This window comes from Rhizobium sp. S163, from assembly GCF_030380805.1.
Taxonomy (GTDB): Bacteria; Pseudomonadota; Alphaproteobacteria; order Rhizobiales; family Rhizobiaceae; genus Rhizobium.
In genome coordinates, this window is sequence record NZ_JAUDSA010000007.1 from 58,665 (window position 1) to 74,290 (window position 15,626).

Consider the following 15,626-nt stretch of genomic DNA (forward strand, 5'->3'; position numbering starts at 1 on the left):
TCAAGCGGCAGCGCGTGTCTGCGCCTTGAAATCGTGAAGCAGGATTGCGATTTCGAAGCCGCGGCGCGAAAGCCAATGGGCAACGATGCGGGCGCGTGGACCGAGGAGATCGTCGACGAGGACGATGCGGGCGCCGCGCACGGCAATCGTACGATAGGAGACGCCTAGCAATTGCCCGCCCTCCGACGAGATCGATCCAGGAAGGCTTTCACGGGCGAATTCCTGCGGCGTGCGAACGTCAAGCAGATAGGTCGTTCGCTCTTCATCCGCGTTCCATTTCTCAGCGGCCTGCCGATCAATGAAGGTCAACTCGTCCCGTGCCGACAGGCGCTCTCCATGCTCGATTGCCTGATGACGGGCCTGTTCGCTTGCCTCGCCGAAGGTCGCCGTGCGCCCCGTTTCCAGTTCAAACCCCGCATCGGTCCAGCCGCGCGTTCCATCGTCGAGATAGGAGACGGCATTGGCAATACCGGCATCGATCAGTGTTTGCGCTCCAATGATGGCGCGTGGCAGGCCGGCGCAGGAGACGACGACTTTCGTCTTGGCCGAGGGGACGATGTCCTTGAAGTGCAGCAGAAGCTCGGCGCCCGGCACGCCGACAGCGCCTGGAACATGCGCCTTTTCGTATTCGGCGATCGTGCGCGTATCGATGACGATGACGTCGGTACCCTGATCACGCAGCGCCTTCAGTTCGGTGGCTGATGTTACTGGTGTCTGACGTTCTTCTCGGATCTTCGTGACGAATGGAACGCCTGGAATATCGAAGGTCGGCAGCGAGACACCTTCTTCCACCCAGGCAGGAATACCGCCGTCAAGAAAATGAATGTCGGTCCAGCCAAGCGCCGCCAGTCGTGCGACAGCCCGTTCGGCCGCGCCATCGCCGCCATCGACGAGGACGGTCCGGACGCTACGGCGCGGGACGAAACGGAGGAGCTCAGTTTCCAGGCGATCGGCCGGCAGGTTCGTTGCAAAAAGCGGGGATGCGTAGCCGACCTCTTCGGTCGGCCGGATATCGAGCACCGCGAGCTCCTGCCCGTCGCTCAGCCAGTCGATCAATCCTGCCTTGTCTAATGAATGTTCAGCCATGTTTTCTCTCCTCGATATCAGGCGTTCGGATCGAGCCACAGATCGCCGAAGCTCCAGTTTAGCCCTTGCGCTCCGGTGACGTAGTTCTTCACCCGCTTGTTGGCGACGATCTGGGCACCGGCGGCGACCAGGTCGACGGAGGCCACCTCGTCATGGATGAGATGCTGGAACTTGCTCCAGATCTCCCAGCGTTTCTTTTCGTCAGGTTCGATCGCTGCCGCCTCGAGCAATGCGTCTGCGTTCGCGTTTTCGTAGTGGCTGGCGTTGGAAAACGGCAGGCCGATCTTGAAGTTCTTGCTCCAGTAGGCGCGCTGGATGCCGAGCGAGGGATCGAAGGTATTGGACAGCGATTCTACGACAAGATCGAAGGCGCGGTCGGTGTAGACGGTCTTCAGGAAGGTCGGCAGATCGTATTTCCTGATCTCGATGCCAATGCCGATCTTTTCCAACTGGCTCTTGATAACATCGGCATAACCTTGCGGAAGATAGGAATTGTAGGTGAGCCTGAGATCAAAGCGCTTGCCATCTGCCTTGCGCGGATAGCCCGCCTCATCAAGAAGCTTTTCGGCCGCGGCCGCATCATGGGGATGGGCGACGACCGCCTTGTCATACCACTGCGGCAATGCGGTGCTGACCGGGCTCGGCGACACCTGGGCATAGCCATAAAGCGCGACGTCGACGATTTCCTGAAGGTTGATCGCCTGTGCGATCGCCAGCCTCACGTCGCGTTTGGCAAAGAGCGGATTATCGTAGTTGAAAAACAACTGCTGTTGCGGACCGGAATAGGCGTAGGTGGTCGTGTCGACGACGAGACTTGGAACCTGTTTCAGGCGGTCGAGATCGGCAAGCGGGACCGGATTGTCGCCGATATCGGCTTCGCCGGTTTCAAGTGCAGCCGAGCGGGCCGCGGGGTCGGTGACGACGCGCAGGATGATGCTGTCGAGATAAGGCTTGCCTGCGTCCCAGTAATCGGGGTTACGCTCGAAGATCAGATGGCTGCCAGCCACCCATTCCGCCAGCTTGAATGGACCGGTGCCAATCGCGGTCTGCAGCGTCTGACCGTCGCCAGGCGCCAGCTTCTCGAAGATGTGCTTCGGCACGATCGGCGATTCCGAGCTCGACTGTGCCGCGATAAGGAAGGGAGCGGGCTTCGATAGCACGATGACGGCTGTGAGCGGATCGGGCGTCTCGACCGCGACCACGTTTTGATAGGTGATGCGCCCACGTGGATGGGCTTCCTTCAGTCTGAAGATCGAAAACGCGACATCTTCGGAGGTGAAGTCCTTGCCGTCATGCCACTTCACACCCTTGCGCAGTTTGAACGTGTAACGAAGATTGTCATCGGAAACGGACCACTCCGTTGCCAGTAGTGGCTTAGGTTTAACGTCAAGATCGAAGGTCAGCAGACCCTCGACGATCTTCGGACCGATCGACTGGCCAGTGCCTGATGACGTGTTGATGGCGAAGAGCGCATTGCCGGGATCCACCCGGTAGAGCCAGTTCAAGGTGCCGCCCCTTGCAGGTGCAGCACCTTGTGCGAACGCGATTGACGGGAGCAAGGTGCTGGCACTTGCAAGCAACATCAGCTGATTGAAACTGCGACGGTTGATGGACACGCGACATGCTCCTCTTCGGTTGGGGTTTGGTCCGCCGAGGGCGAGCTTCCGTGCTGCATGCGAAATGGCGAAGTCATAGTTTCTTCCCGGTCGCGAAAGAAAAATTGCGTCGAAGAGCCCGTTTGCCGCTAACGCGATCTGGAGGAATTGCTACTCACTTTCGATGCTTTGACGGCATGATGTTTGCGCGTGAGAGCTGGTTTGGGAAACGGCGGGTCAGAGCGCGACCACGAAAGAATTTCTTTGCGTATAGCCAAGCAGATGTTTCTGGACTTGAGCGGCGGATCGGCCAACCGTTGACGCCAAAAGCCGGGCTACATGGCCTTCTTGCCCTCATGCTGGGCGCTCATTGCCGGGAGGCAGAATGCCGTTTCAAACAGATGCCGACGATACGCTTCTGGCAAAGGCGATCGAGCTGCGCCAGGCGTTTCATCGCGATGCCGTTGAAAGAGACAAGGCGGGTGGACGGCCCGTCGACCAGATAAGGCTCTTGAAGGAAAGCGGGTTGGCGTCCGCCCAGATACCGAGGGATTATGGCGGCCGGGGCGCCTCATGGCTGACGATCCTGCGCATCGTCAGGGAGTTTGCCAGGACAGACGGATCGCTTGCCCATCTCTTCGGGTATCACCATCTGCCCCTGAACCATATCCTGTTTCGCGGCTCGACTGCCCAGAGGCAACGGTGGCTGACGGGGTCTGTGGCTGGTAATTGGATCTGGAGCAATTCGGGAAACGCGCTTTCGAAAACGTCGACTGGCAAAAGAAGCGCGACGGGCTGGATCATCAATGGCAGCCGCCCGTTTTCATCAGGATCGCATGTTGCCGACTACATCCAGATTTCCTGGGAGAATGCTGATGGCGCGCGCTTGACCGCAGCCGTTCCGGCCGATCGCGATGGTATCGTCATCGAGAACGACTGGGACGGTATCGGTCAACGGCAGACCGGCAGCGGTACCGTGCGCTTCGTCAATCTCGAGATCGACGACGACGAGCTGATTGGTTCGCCCAACCTGCCACTGACACCCTATTCTTCTCTCACCTCGCTCCTCCAGCAAAGCGTTCTCCTCAATGTTTTTGTCGGCAGCGCTCAAGGGATATTGGATGAGGGTCGCGATTACACAACGACAAGCTCGCGGCCCTGGATTTACTCCGGTGTCGAGCGGCATATCGACGATCCCTGGATCAAACGACAGTATGGGGATCTTTTCGTTCGCACCCTGGCTGCGTCAGAGCTTGCCGACAAGGCGGCCCGCAGTCTTGATGCCGCCTATGGCGAGGGGCCGTTACTGACGGCTGCAGGTCGCGGTGCCGCCGCAATCGATATCGCGACGGCCAATGTCTATGCGGGTGACGTCGGGCTTGCAGTGTCGAGCGAAGTCTTCGAGGTCATGGGCGCGCGTTCTGCGACCACGGAAAACGGCTTCGACCGCTTCTGGCGCAACGTCAGGACCCACACGCTGCACAATCCCGCCGAGTACAAGAAGCGCACCGTCGGCACATGGCTGCTGACAGGCGAGTTTCCCGTGCCGGCCATCTATCGCTGAAAGGATTTTCAATGGCAAAGCGCAAGGACAAGATCAAGCTCGGCGCATTTCTGCTGTTTACCGGACACCATGTCGCGGCATGGCGCCACTCGAACGCCTCCGTCGGCACCGAGTTCGAGAACTATGTGGAGCTTGCCAATCTCGCGGAGCAGGCAAAATTCGATGCAATCTTCCTGGCAGATGGTGTTGCCGCGCGCATCAAGGATGTCGAAGCGGCAAGCCGCAAGGCCCATAGCGGTGTCTATCCGTTCGAGCCGATCACCCTTTTGTCGGCCTTGTCGTCGGTTACCCGCAATATCGGGCTGATCGCCACCGCCTCCACCAGTTACTTCGATCCCTACAACCTCGCGCGCCAGTTCGGCTCGCTGGACAGGTTAAGCGGTGGACGAGCGGGCTGGAACCTGGTGACCTCGTCCGACCCCGACGCGGCGTTCAATTTTGGCCACGAGACGCAGATCCTGCATTCCGAGCGCTATGAGCGGGCGGAGGAATTTGCCGATGTCGTGCTTGGGCTTTGGGACAGCTGGGAGGACGATGCCTTTGTGCGCGACCGGCAAAGCGGCCGGTACTTCGATCCGGAAAAGCTGCATCGATTGAACCATTCGGGCCGCCACTTCAAGGTGCGCGGACCACTCAACATTCCACGCTCGCCGCAGGGACGGCCCGTGGTTGTCCAGGCGGGCGCATCCGAGCCCGGAAAGGAGCTTGCGGCGCGCACTGCCGAGGCGATTTTTGCGGCCCAGATCACGCTTGAGGAAGCGACCGGCTATTATGCCGACGTCAAGGGTCGGCTTGCCAAATACGGGCGCTCGCACGACGAGCTAAAGATCCTGCCCGGCATTTTTCCCGTTGTCGGCCGCACGCGGTCGGAGGCCGAGGAGAAATTCCAGTCGTTGCAGGACCTTATCCAGCCGGAGGTCGGGCTGAACCTCGTCTCGCAGATGTCGGGTATCGACCTCAGGGACTATCCGCTGGATGGCCCGGTGCCTGAGGACCTTCCTGCCACCAATGCCGGCAAGAGCCGCCAGGCGCTGGTCCTGGATCTCGCCCGGCGCGAGAAGCTGACAATCCGCCAGCTCTACCTTCGCATCGCCGGCGCGCGCGGCCATTGGCAGGTCGTCGGTACGCCTGAGGATATCGCCGATCAACTCGAGGAGCGTTTCGAAAACTACGGCGCAGACGGCTTCAACATCATGTCGCCGATCATGCCGGGTGGATTGTCGGATTTCATCGCGCTCGTGGTTCCCGAACTGCGCCGACGCGGTCTCTTCCGTCACGAATATGAAGGCGCCACGTTGCGCGAAAACCTTGGCCTCAAGCGCCCTGATAACGCCTTTGTTGCCAGCCGCGGCGCAGTGGCGGCCGAATAAGGAGAACCACATGAGCCGTGATACGCTGTTCCTCATCGCCCCGGGCTTCGTTGATCCGAAACAGCCGGGCCAGACCTTCGTCTGCCCCCATTGCAACGCGATCGAGGGGCTGCTTTCGAGCTTTCCGGAGCTCAGCAGCCGAATTGACGTTCACCGGGTGCCCTTCCCCCGTCCACGTAGGGATGTGATCGAGGCGGTCGGCGAGGAAAACCAGTCCTTGCCGGTGCTGGTGCTCGCCGGTGACCCGCCGCCCGATGCCGCGCAATGGGAAGGCAAATACTTCGTCACGAAGACGGGGCGCATCCTCGAGCTTCTTGCCGAACGCCATGGCTTTGCGCGCCTGCACGACTGACGTCTTGCGACCCACATAGGGCCGCTTACGTCGGAGGCCGCTCATGCCTTAGACCGGTGATGCCTTAGACTGGTGATGACTTTTACCCGTGTTGACTGAAACCGGTGACTGAAGCCGATGACTGGCACCTGACGACTGGACGAAGGAACGACGATGACCGTAAAGCCCGCAGGTTTTGAGCCTGCTTTATTGCCGCCCGTGCCTTTCGAACCGGACCGATCCGATCCCTATCTGGCAAGGGCCGCTAAACTGCGCGATATCTTTGCAACGGATGCCGTTGAGCGGGATCAGCGTGGCGGGCGTCCCGGCGAGCAGGTGCGGCTCATCAAGGAGAGCGGTCTCGTCAACCTTCTCATTCCGAAAGAACTCGGTGGCGAGGGACAACCCTACTCGACGGCGCTGCGCATCGTGCGCGAATTCTCCAAGGTCGACGGCTCGCTCGGTCACCTTTTCGGCTATCACTTCAGCCCGATCCAGAATGCATTGACAAACATTGGCGACGAACGCCTGGCCGCGATTTTGCGACGCTCTGCCAAGGGCCGGTGGTTCTGGGGAAACACCACGAACAGCTTCTCTAAAAGCCTTTTCGGGCGAAAGGTCGAAGGTGGCGCGGTTTTGAACGGCTATCGTCCCTTTGCTTCCGGCTCTCACGTTGCCGACTATCTGATGGTTGCGTGGGAAGACGAAGAAACCAATGCCCGCAGCTTCGCCTATATCCCGGCAGACCGGTCAGGTATCACGATCGCCGACGACTGGGACGGGATCGGCCAGCGCCAGACCGGCAGTGGCCGTGTCCTTTACAAGGATGTCTCGATCACGGATGACGAAATCCTGCCGGAACGGCCGAAGGATGCCATCTCGCTTCTGGCGCCTCAGCAACAGCAGAGCGTCCTCCTCAATGTCTTCATCGGCACCGCGCAGGGTGCTCTTATTGCGGCACGCGACTATACGATCACGAAATCGCGCCCCTGGATCTACTCCGGTGTCGATCGCCATTTAGACGATCCGTGGATCAAGCGGCAATATGGCGAGCTGTGGGTGAAGGTGCAGGCCGCAACAGCGCTTGCCGATCGTGCGGCCGCGGCCATCGACGCCGCCTACGCCCGAGGGCGGGCACTGACCGTCGAAGAGCGCGGTGAAACTGCAATTGCCGTCGCCTCGGCCAATGTTCTGGCCGGCAAGGTCGCACTTGAGGTGACCAGCGAGATATTCGAGGTGATGGGAGCACGCTCGGCGGTACGGGCTTATGGTTTCGATCGCTTCTGGCGAAACGTTCGCATTCACACGCTTCACAATCCAGCCGAGTACAAGACGCGCAATGTCGGTTCATGGTTCCTCACCGGAGATTATCCTGAGCCGGGTGTCTTCCAATGAGCCGGCGACAGTTGCATCTCAACGTCAACATCCTGCACTCCGGCTTTTCACCGGCGGCCTGGCGGATGGAAGGCAGCGATCCGCGTGCTTCCTTCGACATCAATCACTACATCAAGGTGGCAAAGATCGCCGAACAAGGCACGTTCGATGCCGTTTTCCTGGCTGACCAGGCAGCCATTTCCGACCGCATCGACTTCCGGCCACTGACGTCGTTGGAGCCGACCATCGTGCTTGCCCTGATAGCTGCCAATACCGACAGGATAGGACTGATCGGCACGGCATCCACGACCTATAACGAGCCCTATAACATCGCCAGGCGCTTTGCGACGCTTGATCATGCCAGCGGCGGGCGTGCGGGGTGGAACATTGTGACCAGCGCAGACCTGGCGCAAAGCAGAAACTTCGGCCTTGAAAAGCCTGTTGCGCATCAAAGTCGCTATGAGAGAGCGGGCGAATTTACAGCTGTCGTGAAGGCGCTCTGGGACAGTTTTGAAGAAGAGGCGTTCGTCGGCGACGTCGCAACGGGTCGTTTTGTCGATACCGACCGTGTCCACCCGATTGCTCACACGGGCCGGCACTTTTCGGTGCACGGGCCGCACAATATTCCGCGCCCACCGCAGGGACATCCGGTTTTAGTGCAGGCGGGCGGATCGGACGACGGACGCGACCTTGCCGCAGCGCACGCCGAGGCGGTTTTTTCCGCCTCACAATCCTTCGACGAGGCTTTAAGTTACGCAAGGGACCTGCGCCGTCGTGCCGTTCGTTACGGTCGGTCCGACGATGCGATACTGGTCCTTGCCGGCCTTGCTACCATCATCGGCAGCACCGAGGCCGAAGCCAGGCGCAGGCAGGAAGAGCTGCAGGAATTGATTCCTTTGGAATACAGCCTTGCACGACTGGCCGGGGTTCTGCAGGTCGATCAAAAGCGGCTCGACCTCGAAAAGCCGTTGCCCGATGATATCGCGCTGCCTGCCGATGGCGGGCATACGTTCTTTCGTGCAACGCTTTCGCTGGCGCAGCGCAAGGGACTGACCGTTCGCGGTCTTATCCGGGCGCTTAATGGCGGAACCGGACATCGCACGATCGTCGGCACACCTGCCGCCATTGCCGATGACATCGAGACCTGGTTCAGCGCAGGAGCGGCGGATGGTTTCAATCTGATGCCTGACGTGCTGCCGCACGGGCTCGAGGTTTTCATCGACGAGGTGGTGCCAATCCTGCGCCGGCGCGGCCTTTTCAGGCGCGAATATACCGGCCGCACGCTGCGCGAACACCTTGGCCTGTCGCGCCCACACAATCCCTACGCCAGTGCTGCCCCTACGCCAGTGCTGCCCCTAACGCCAGTGCTGCGCAATGACGAGAAGGAAAGGATAGTCCGATGACGCCAACCCTTGCAACCAGGTCAACCGACCTTGATCGCCTTGAGGCACTTTCTTTCCAGCGCTACCGGCAGACACAGCAGATCGGTAGTGTATGGAACGAGACCGTCGACACGCTTCTTGCTCACCGCAGCGTGCGCAGCTATCTGCCGACCCCTGTTCCGCAAGGCGCGGTCGAGCTCGCCGTTGCCGCCGCTCAGTCGGCTGCCAGTTCGTCCAACCTCCAGGCATGGAGCGTCGTTGTCGTAGAGGACAAGGATCGCAAGAACAGGCTGAACGCCGTTGCAGGACAACAGCGCCAGATTGCCGAGGCACCTCTCTTCCTCGTCTGGCTCGCCGATCTCGCCCGGCCCCGTGCGATCGCAACGCAAGGTGGCTCGGCGTCAGAAGGTCTCGATTACACAGAAAGTTTTCTGCTTGGAGTGATCGATGCAGCGCTTGCGGCCCAAAGTGCTGTCGTTGCTCTTGAAGCGCTTGGGCTTGGTACCTGCTATATCGGTGCTATCCGTAACGATCCAGAGACGGTCGCCCGCGAGCTCGGCCTGCCCGAAGGCGTCTTTCCGGTCTTCGGCCTGACTGTCGGCTTTCCTGATCCCGCACGGCCAGCAGACGTAAAGCCACGCCTGCCGCAGTCGACGATCCTGCACCGCGAACGTTATTCGGATGAGACACGCAGGAAAGATCTTGCGCACTACAACGAGGTACTGAGACGCTTTCAGGCAGAACAGGCCATGCCGTCGATCGACTGGACGGATCAGGTTCGCAACCGCATCGGCACGGTAGAGGCGCTGAAGGGCAGGCATGTCCTGGCAGCGGTTGCACGAAGGCTGGGCTTTGCACTGCGATAGCGTGGCAATCTGCCAGGGCCAAGCCTTCAACGATCGAGTTATTCTGCCGCCATCATATCAGCAGCGGGTCGGATGCGCCGCGCAGTAATCTCATCCATTGTCTGAAGCGCACGGGCTTCAGCAAGCAGCCACTGGCGGAAGAGATCGACGCGCATCGAGCGTGCCGAATGCGCCGTGGTTGCGAAGAAGTAAGAGGAGCTGACGGCCTGCGGCACGCCGAAAGGGCTGACCAGCCGTCCGGCGCGAATATCTGCCTCCGCCAGCCTGATCTTGCCGAGCCCGAGCCCCTGCCCGGCCAACGCTGCATCAAGCACCAGAGACGACTGGTTGAGCCGGAACCCGCCTTGGGACTGAGGATGGCTTAGCCCGGCCGCGCGCAGCCATCCGGCCCAGTCCGGACAGGAATGATCATGCTCAGCGCCTTCCTCATGCAAAAGCGCAACGCCTTCGACTGCCTCTGGATTGCCCCATAATCTGTTCGTATCGGCAAATTCTGCACTGCAGAGCGGCAGCACGGCTTCTGAAAAAAGATGATCGACGACGAGCCCGGGGTAAGGTCCGCTGCCGTAGCGAATGACGCAGTCTGCGTCGCCGGCCTCGAGGTTTATCAGCTGGGTCGATGCATCGACCAGGATCTGCAGCCCCGGAGCAGCGCGCCGCAGCGCATCAAGACGCGGGATCAGCCACTTGCTGGCAAAGGATGGGGCGACCGAAACGCGGATCGGCTGGTCATCCGAACTCTCCACGAACTGGGCCATGGCGGCGAGGACCGCGTCGAAAGCGCCGGTTAATCCGGGCATGAGAGCGAGCCCTGCTGGTGTCAGGTGCAACTGTCCACGCACCCGATTAAAAAGCGGCTGGCCGAGGTAGTCCTCCAGCAGACGGATCTGTTGGCCAACCGCTGCCGAGGTGACATGCAGTTCTTCGGCAGCGCGAACGAAATTCAGGTGCCTTGCGGTGGCGACAAACGCCCGCAATGACGTCAGCGGAGGTAGCCGCGCAAGTGTCGGCTGAATTGCTTTTCTACGGGTGTCGGCAAACGTGCTCATGAGACGATTGCACCACAAACGCGCCCATGAAGACGAGAGCCGCCTTTTCGTGTGAACGGGCCCGGGGGAACATTTTCTTGCGCGACGAGCGGCAATCGGAGATGCAAAAACTCATTTTCTGAAATTGTCTATATTTTTAGTAGAGTAAAGATCTGCCGCCACTGAAGGCGCAATAGTTGGCGCTTTCGCCGATACGCTTTCCGGCATCCTCATCGACGCCTTCAACGATGGTTTCAACGAGGAACGGTTGAGAACCCCGGACGCGAAGATTTCCTTTCGAGGATGGCTAGAAAAACATTCTTCCGGTTTTGAACTGCTCTGCCCGATGATCACAGGTGACGACGCTTCGACAGAGGCGTCAATCGCCATTTAGGGGGTATTCATGAATATCAGCAGACGCCAACTCAACACGCTTCTCGCCGCCACGGGGCTCATCTCGCTCCTGCCGCTCAGGGCCTTCGCCGACACCGGGGCACCTGCAAAGGGTGGCACCTTGAATTTCATCGTCGAGCCAGAGCCGCCGACGATCCTGACGCTCGCCCACACGGCTGGCGGCACGCAAAAGATCAGTCCGAAGATCACCGAAGGTCTGCTGACCTACGATTTCGACCTGACGCCGAAGCCGCAGCTGGCGACGGAATGGTCGATCAGCGACGACGGCCTGACTTATACTTTCAAGCTTCGAGCCAATGTGAAGTGGCATGACGGTAGACCCTTTACTTCGGATGACGTCGCCTTTTCGATCGAGCTCTTGAAGCAGGTTCACCCGCGCGGTCGCGGCACATTTGCCAATGTCACCAAGATCGAGACACCCGATCCGCTAACTGCCGTGATCCGGCTTTCCAAACCGGCCCCTTATCTTCTCAGTGCGCTATATGGCGCGGAATCACCAATCGTGCCGAAGCATGTCTATGATGGCGTTGCGATTGCAGACGTCCCGACCAATGCCAACGGCAGCGCACCGATCGGTACCGGTCCCTTTGTCTTCAAGGAGTGGGTGCGTGGATCGCATATCATCCTTGAGCGCAATCCCGATTACTGGGATGGCGGCAAGCCCTATCTCGACCAGATCATCGTGCGCTTCGTACCTGACGGTGCAGCGCGTGCGGCAGGTTTCGAGACGGGCGAATTCGATATCGGTGGAGACAATCCGATCCCGTTGAGTGATCTGGAGCGCGTCAAGGCGCTTCCCAATATCGGCGTTGATTCACGCGGCTACGAGACCAAGGGCGACCAGACGCAGTTGATCTTCAATCTCGACAACGAGTATCTGAAGAACGTTGCGGTTCGTCGCGCGATTGCTCACGCAATCGACCTCGACGTCATCTTGAATACAGTCTGGTATGGTTATGGCCACGTATCGCCGACCCCGATCAGTACCTTCCTGCCGCGCTATCTCGACAAATCGATCAAGCCCTACGCGTTTGATCTGAAGGCTGCCGAAGCGCTGCTCGACGAAGCCGGATACAAGCGCGGAGCAGATGGCGTGCGCTTCAACCTGCGGCTCACCCACAATTCCTACAATGAGGGTTTCAAGCGGGTCGCCGAATATCTGAAGCAGAACCTGACGCGCATCGGTATCAACGCCACAATCGAAAGCTACGACTTTTCGACCTACATCAAGAAGGTCTACACCGACCGCGCCTTCGACGTGACGGCAGAGTATCTGGGCAACCAGTTCGACCCGACGCTTGGCGTGCAGCGCATCTACTGGTCGAAGAACTTCAAGCTCGGCCTGCCTTTTTCGAACGCCAGCCACTACGCCAATCCGCAGGTGGACAAGCTACTGGAGGCCGCATCGATCGAGATCGACGACGCCAAGCGCAAGGAGCAGTTCTTTGCCTTCCAGAAGATCGTCGCCGACGAGGTGCCGGTGGTAAACCTGATTGCGCTTGAAAACGTCACGGTGTTCAACAAGCGGGTCAAGGATCACACGATCGGGGCCGAGGGTGTCCAGTCCAACTTTGCCGATGTTTATATCAAAGACGGTGAAGGCTGAGCAGCTTCTATAAGTTCTGAATGGCAAAGGGGCGCCGTCGGGCGCCCCTTTTCCGTTTCAGCTGCAGGATCAGGCGACACGGACTGGCGTGAATTTCGCAAGGATGCGATCGGCAAGCGCAATCGCCTGGGCGCGTTGCTCGGTGATGGAGCTCGATTCCCACGCAACACCACGCAACGGATGGCCGATGGCGCTGAGATTGCGGTGAACAAGGCCGTCCTCGTTGATAAGATCTCCTGCAGGCGTCGCATCGATGCCGTAACCCGTGCTATGAGGACGGACCTCGCCACTTGCGATGAGGTGCTTCACAAAGGGGTCGGAGATCTGCGACCAGTCGTGCAACTGATGGCCGCGGCAATCGATCACGCCGTCGAACGAGACGCTCTCGACATCCATGCCGACCTTCAATTTTACGCTGATCGCGTCTTTCTTGGTGGAGAAACCGAGGATACGGGCGCGGCCGTGCTGCAGTCGTCGCTCCGCTATCACGCGTTCGACGATCTGGTGGCTTTCCGGTGCGGATCGATGCGCCGTCACATCCCAGAAGGCTCTTAGATGCCGGGTAAATCGCAGCCTCTCGTGATCGCTGGCGCCCTGCCATAGCGACAGAATATGAGGACGGATTGCAAGTGGTAGCCCCTGCCAGTCTGCGCCGGCAGCCGATATCGCCCGGCGTTCGGCCTTGACGCGCGACAGCAGTTCGCGTGCGCTCAACGGCAGCCCGCCATCGGCCAGGAAATCGCGCGCTGCCTCGACGGTCCTTCGTCCTTCTACGAACTGACCACGGCGTGATACCACTCGGTAGCGCCCGCGGTAGCCCCTCGCCTCCATGCTGGCGACGGCGTCGACCATCGAAAGGCTGGAACCGATCAGCAGGATTTCGCTGCTGTCGACCAGGCGATCGAGCGCATGTGCGTCCCAGGGATTGGCTGCAAAACGGGAATGACCGGCAAGCCGGGCCTCGGTTGGCGACAGCCGGGGCTGGAAGACACCCAGCGCCAGGACGGCCTCGTCCGCCTCGACGACAAGGCCGGCAGAAGTCGTGATCTGGATGCGGTTGGGCGTTGCCACGAGCGCAGTTGCAGACGACCTGACATGGCGCAGCGTCGAGCCAAGCCGTGCAGTCTTGGCAGCACGCGCCAGTTCGTCGCGAACATAAGTTCCATATAGGTAGCGCGGCGGACTGCTCGAACCCACGTCATCCGGCGGTGTCCAGCCGTGAGCCGGCCCGTTTTCGACCAGCCATCGCGACAAATGATCAGGTTCGTCAGGATGAAGCGAGAAGATACCTGACGGTCCATTGACGAGGTGGACAGGCTCTGCCGTGCTGTAGGCCACGCCCCGGCCGAGTTCTTCACGCGGCTCGATGATGGTGATCTTGAGCGGCACTTCGGTCCGCTCGAGCAGTTTGAGTGCCGTTACCGCACCGGCAAAGCCGCCGCCGACAAGAACGACGGATTGATGAGCTATACGATCGATACGCAATGAACCTCCTTTCCCATCGCCGTCGATGGGGCAAATTTCTCTTGAGACCGCACCTAAGTGCCACCTGGGGACCGCACCTAAGTGCCACCTGCGGGACCGCACCGATGTGCGGCCTTTCTGATCAGGGGAAGTTGAAGGCGTCGCAGGCCGGCTTCATAGCGGCCAACACGCCCTTTGTTTGCGGGCCGGCACAATTCTTCGGACGTATCTGGTCTTCGGACGCATCTGGAGGATGTCCTCAGAATACCTTGCCTTCCTCGAGATGCGTTGTCGTGCCGTTGATAAAGAAATCGCCGACCACGCGGGCCTTGTGCAGCAGCGGATTGTGGTTGAGGACCGTGCGGATGTTACGCCAGTGGCGGTCCAGATTGAGGTGCCGGGAGGTCGCTGACCCGCCGCCGAGTTCGAAGACGTTGGTGGCGGCGGTAAGCGCAATCTGCGAGGCAATGATCTGCGTGCGCGCCGTCGTCAAAGCGCTGTCGATCAGTGCGGCTTCGAGCGCCTGGGAGTTGCCCGCGCCAAAGGACACAGCTGTCCTATCGAGTGCGCGTGCACTCTCAAGGATGAGCGTGTCGACGGCAAATGAGCCAGCGGCGATTTCTCCCAGGATCTTTTGTACGAAGGGGTCGGCATTGGCGGTTTCGGCTGCGCTATGGGCGGCCGAGCGGGCCTGCCTGCGCACGTATTGCGTTCCTTCGGCGAGCGCACCGCGCACGGCGCCGGCCATCGATGCGGCCAGATGTAGCTGCCGCAGGGTCGAGGCATGTCGGCCGACCAGCGAGTTCAGCCCTCTCGTGGATATCTCGTGCGGCAAGACCTCGACATCATCGAGCAGGACCCCGCCACTTGCGGTCAACCGTTGGCCCATGCCGTCCCAGTCGTCGAGAACGTTGATGCCGGGGCGATCGACCGGGAGCAAGACGCTCACGAGATCGCCCTCGTCATTCTTCGCGCTGAACGAGGCAAAGTCGCAAAATGCAGTGCCTGTTGCGTACCATTTGCGTCCGTTGAGACGATAGTGATCGCCCGATTTTGTCAGCCGCGTCGTCACCTCGCCTGGACGCGTGGTGCCTTGGTTCGGTGTGGGCACCGCCAAAAAGCTTGCCAGACAGGACCCGTCCCAGCTGGGTGCGATCGATGGCCGTATTGGGCGTCAGGATAAGCGTCTCGGTGAAGTTGAAGTGGCTGCGAAGCGCATGCGCGACATTGGTATCGGCCGCCCCGATCGCCATGATCATCTCGATTAAGTCGCTGACCGAACCGCCGGGACCGCCTAGTGCGACGGGGATGCGCAACGCGCCAAGGCCGCTTTCCTTGAATAGCCGAAAGGCTTCGAAGGGAAGTTCCCTGTCCAGATCACGCCTGGCCGCCTCCTTTGCGACTTCTGCCGTCAGTGCCGGGAGTTTCGCAAGCAGCGCCGACAAGTCACCGCCTTCCTGCCCCGTGGCGGGCGTGGCTGGCGTGGCAGACAGTGAGGACGGTGCAGTGTTTGGCATGCAAGACCCTTCTCGGTCGACAAGAGAGG

The 15,626-nt window shown here is 60.2% G+C and carries 12 protein-coding genes and 1 pseudogene; 7 read left to right on the forward strand and 6 right to left on the reverse strand.

Annotated elements, in window-relative coordinates; genetic code table 11:
- Both QTL96_RS08920 and QTL96_RS08925 read right to left on the reverse strand, forming a co-directional pair.
- Entirely contained in the window at positions 1 to 1,086 is a 1,086-nt protein-coding gene (locus tag QTL96_RS08920) for a rhodanese-like domain-containing protein (protein WP_289727478.1), read from the reverse strand.
- Between the two features lie 17 nt (positions 1,087 to 1,103).
- Entirely contained in the window at positions 1,104 to 2,702 is a 1,599-nt protein-coding gene (locus QTL96_RS08925; RefSeq protein ID WP_289727479.1) for an ABC transporter substrate-binding protein, read from the reverse strand.
- 364 nt (positions 2,703 to 3,066) lie between these two features.
- On the opposite strand from QTL96_RS08925, the gene QTL96_RS08930 reads away from it, so the two are divergent.
- The 6 genes from QTL96_RS08930 (at position 3,067) to QTL96_RS08955 (ending at position 9,568) form a co-directional block, all read left to right on the forward strand.
- A complete protein-coding gene (locus QTL96_RS08930) occupies positions 3,067 to 4,245 on the forward strand; it encodes an acyl-CoA dehydrogenase family protein (RefSeq protein WP_289727480.1) in 1,179 nt (392 codons plus the stop codon).
- Between the two features lie 11 nt (positions 4,246 to 4,256).
- Entirely contained in the window at positions 4,257 to 5,615 is a 1,359-nt protein-coding gene (locus QTL96_RS08935; protein ID WP_289727481.1) for an LLM class flavin-dependent oxidoreductase, read from the forward strand.
- Between the two features lie 10 nt (positions 5,616 to 5,625).
- Entirely contained in the window at positions 5,626 to 5,967 is a 342-nt protein-coding gene (locus QTL96_RS08940; protein ID WP_289727482.1) for a DUF3088 domain-containing protein, read from the forward strand.
- A 153-nt stretch (positions 5,968 to 6,120) separates the two neighbouring features.
- Positions 6,121 to 7,341 (forward strand): acyl-CoA dehydrogenase family protein, encoded by a 1,221-nt coding sequence (locus tag QTL96_RS08945; protein ID WP_289727483.1) that lies wholly within the window; start codon positions 6,121 to 6,123, stop codon positions 7,339 to 7,341.
- Positions 7,338 to 8,723, forward strand: a complete 1,386-nt coding sequence (locus QTL96_RS08950; RefSeq protein ID WP_289727484.1) for an LLM class flavin-dependent oxidoreductase — start codon at positions 7,338 to 7,340, stop codon at positions 8,721 to 8,723. The genes QTL96_RS08945 and QTL96_RS08950 overlap by 4 nt, the downstream gene beginning before the upstream one ends.
- Positions 8,720 to 9,568: an NADPH-dependent oxidoreductase gene (locus tag QTL96_RS08955; RefSeq protein WP_112821870.1), complete on the forward strand. Its 849-nt coding sequence runs from the start codon at positions 8,720 to 8,722 to the stop codon at positions 9,566 to 9,568. The genes QTL96_RS08950 and QTL96_RS08955 overlap by 4 nt, the downstream gene beginning before the upstream one ends.
- Positions 9,569 to 9,606: 38 nt before the next feature.
- Here the strand turns inward: QTL96_RS08955 and QTL96_RS08960 are convergent, their stop codons facing one another.
- Complete coding sequence (locus tag QTL96_RS08960) at positions 9,607 to 10,617, reverse strand: LysR substrate-binding domain-containing protein (protein ID WP_289727485.1); 1,011 nt, start codon at positions 10,615 to 10,617, stop codon at positions 9,607 to 9,609.
- Between the two features lie 111 nt (positions 10,618 to 10,728).
- Positions 10,729 to 10,986, reverse strand: a complete 258-nt coding sequence (locus QTL96_RS08965; protein ID WP_289727486.1) for a hypothetical protein — start codon at positions 10,984 to 10,986, stop codon at positions 10,729 to 10,731.
- Positions 10,987 to 10,999: 13 nt separating this feature from the next.
- Here QTL96_RS08965 and QTL96_RS08970 point away from each other — a divergent pair, with 13 nt between their 5' ends.
- Positions 11,000 to 12,616, forward strand: a complete 1,617-nt coding sequence (locus QTL96_RS08970) for an ABC transporter substrate-binding protein (RefSeq protein WP_289727487.1) — start codon at positions 11,000 to 11,002, stop codon at positions 12,614 to 12,616.
- 69 nt (positions 12,617 to 12,685) lie between these two features.
- Here the strand turns inward: QTL96_RS08970 and QTL96_RS08975 are convergent, their stop codons facing one another.
- Together QTL96_RS08975 and QTL96_RS08980 are read right to left on the reverse strand one after the other, a co-directional pair.
- The gene (locus QTL96_RS08975; protein ID WP_289727488.1) at positions 12,686 to 14,101 is read right to left on the reverse strand and encodes an FAD/NAD(P)-binding protein; all 1,416 of its coding nucleotides are present in this window, start codon (positions 14,099 to 14,101) and stop codon (positions 12,686 to 12,688) included.
- Positions 14,102 to 14,339: 238 nt separating this feature from the next.
- Positions 14,340 to 15,597: pseudogene (locus tag QTL96_RS08980) on the reverse strand (acyl-CoA dehydrogenase family protein).
- Positions 15,598 to 15,626 lie beyond the last annotated feature (29 nt).